This window comes from Neorhizobium sp. LMR1-1-1.1 (assembly GCF_040675795.1).
In the GTDB taxonomy this organism is placed as follows: domain Bacteria; phylum Pseudomonadota; class Alphaproteobacteria; order Rhizobiales; family Rhizobiaceae; genus Neorhizobium; species Neorhizobium cellulosilyticum.
The window spans coordinates 1-2421 of record NZ_JBEGHE010000049.1 but is presented as its reverse complement, the minus strand read 5'-3'; the positions used below and the strand labels follow the sequence as shown (position 1 = coordinate 2421).

At 56.1% G+C, this 2421-nt stretch carries 3 pseudogenes; 1 reads left to right on the top strand and 2 read right to left on the bottom strand.

Annotated elements, in window-relative coordinates:
* A pseudogene (locus tag MRBLMR1_RS25200) lies at positions 1-415 on the bottom strand (sigma factor-like helix-turn-helix DNA-binding protein); the annotation flags it as partial.
* 162 nt (positions 416-577) lie between these two features.
* Here MRBLMR1_RS25200 and MRBLMR1_RS25195 point away from each other — a divergent pair.
* Positions 578-941, top strand: a pseudogene (locus tag MRBLMR1_RS25195) (exonuclease/endonuclease/phosphatase family protein); the annotation flags it as partial.
* Between the two features lie 41 nt (positions 942-982).
* Here the strand turns inward: MRBLMR1_RS25195 and MRBLMR1_RS25190 are convergent.
* A pseudogene (locus MRBLMR1_RS25190) lies at positions 983-2295 on the bottom strand (IS3 family transposase); the annotation flags it as partial.
* Between the last annotated feature and the right edge of the window lie 126 nt (positions 2296-2421).

Below are 2421 nucleotides of genomic sequence, written 5' to 3'. Positions count from 1 at the left end.
AACAGCTTGTCGCCGGCTGCATGATCCTGCCGCATCGTCACCGGTAGCTTCAACGCCCAGCCGCGATAAAGGTCGCAGTATCGACTATAGCGATAACCATCCGGATGAAGACCGATGTATTCGTCCCTAGGATCTGCAGCGTCACATGCTTGCGCTTCAGCTCGCGGTGGACCTGCGCCCAATCTGGTTCCGGCGCGCGGCGATGTCCTATCTTCGTCCCGGCCCCCCTGTAGAGGGCCGCCTCCAGGACTGCGTCGCTGACGTCGTCACCAAGGGGCCACGACAGGCCAGCAACCGCTGCACGCCGTAGCGTCTCGCGCACCGTCGACGGCGCAGTCCCAACCCGTACCGCAATCGACTTGTGCCCAAGTCCTTGCTCAAACCGATATCTCAGTATCTCGCGGACACGCCGCATCTCCACTCTCTCCGCAGGCATTGCGTTCCTTCCTCCTCGACCTCGAGGGAAGAAACTTCACACCTGCAGAACATCCTTCAAAGATGCCTCAAAAGGGGGCGGCATCATCTCGGAACGAGGGGGCGACTATTTCTCGGAATTAGGGGGCGACATCATTTCGGAATCAGGGGGCGGGTTGCCTCGGAATTTGCAATCGACGGTCGTCTTGAAATCCTTCTGCGTTGGCTAAAGGAAGACAAGCCGGATGTTTTTGTCTGCAGCAACTGAAGTCCACTTCCTTTCCCCAAACGCAAATCTACCGCTCCGGATAGGGTGCCTCTACCTGCCGAACGGCAACTCTGCCCCAGGCCCCAAGTTCGACTACAAACTGCGCTAGTTCCGGCGGCTCCAGGAATATCTAATGAAAATTCTGGAGCCGGACGTTCTCGCCCTGCTGCTTGGCGATTTCAATGTCATGCCGACTGCATTGGGCGTTTACAAGCCGGAGCGTTGGATCGCTGACATGCTTTTGTCAAGCGAAGTGAAGATTTGCCCCCTCTTGGAGGTGCGGACAAATTCTTGGACTGCTTATGCTGCAGTTCCGAGGTTTCGGCGGTATTCGGCGGGGCCAAAGCCGCCGAGTGAGAGCTTTATGCGATGCTCATTGTACCACTGGATGTAGGAATGCAGCTGCTGCATGAAGTCGAACAGGGTCGTATTGATCCAGGTACGATTATAGAACATCTCGTTTTTCAGCCGCCCAAAGAACCCCTCGCAGGCCGAGTTGTCCGGCGAGCACCCTTTACGTGACATAGACCGGATCAGTTGAGCTCGCTGCACACGGGACAACCAGCCGGGCCAGCGATAATGGGCACCCCGGTCGGAGTGCACAATAGGTCGGTCGGGACTGCCGGTGATTGTTTCGATCGCGGCATCAAGCATCGTGTTCACGAGCTGGGGCATCTGGACGTGTGCTTACAGACCAACTGACCACAAGGTCATCGAAACAATCGATCATGGGCGACAGATACACTTTGCCTGCTGGCAGGTGGAATTCGGTGATATCGGTAAGCCACTTCTCGTTGAGCCTTGCAGCATGGAAATCACGATTGACCAAATGTTCCGGCGCAGTGTCTACACCGCCTACCATTGGTCACGACCAACTGCTCTTGCTTCATCAAGCGGCGGACCACCTTTTCGGAGACCTGTTCTCCGCCTTTGGCCAGTGCCGCATGAATGCGTCTGTAGCCGTAGCAGTTACGGTTGGTTTCGAAAAGCACGACGATGGTCTGGCGAAGATCTGCGTATCGGTCCTCGAGAGAAAGCAGAGACCGGTGATAAAAATAGGAGCTGCGGGCGAACTCAAGCAGGATGAGAAGTTCTGCTAATGGATATGTGTCTCGCAGGGCATCAACCAGCAGTGTCTTTTCCCGGTTTCCCAGGAGCCGCAGATCGATGCCCAGATCTTTTTTTACGAGTTCGTTCGCCTTCGTAAGCAAATCATGTTCGAGTTTAAGGCGCTACACATCACTGCGCAGGGCTTCAAGTTCACGCTCGAGCTCGTCTCGGCTGGCGGTTAGTGATAATTTGCGACGGCTTGTCATGGATGCAGGGACCTCACGACCAAGTTTCTGGTTCTTCCAGTCGTACAACGTCTGCCGGCTTACGCCTACCTTCTGAGCCACCACGCGGGCACTGTCACGCCTGGAGCACAGATCGATCACGGCCGTTCGCTTCTGCTGCTCCGATCTGATGGTACCGCTTGAGTTGCCGGTATGAACTCGCCGCCTGTCGCCGGGCTGATATTCATCGATCCAATCCGAAAGCTTTTGACGGCAAGGGTAGCCAAGCGCTTTAATGGTCCATGCCAGGCAACGGCCATGCTCCAGATAGTGCTCAAGATCGTGTCCCAGGGAGTGGTGTAGCTTAGACGGCCACGGCTCATCCCAGAGGGCCGGATGAGTGTCAGCTTGCTGCTGGCAGGCTGATGAGTGGATCATCGCTCATCGTAGCGATTGTCTCAAGGG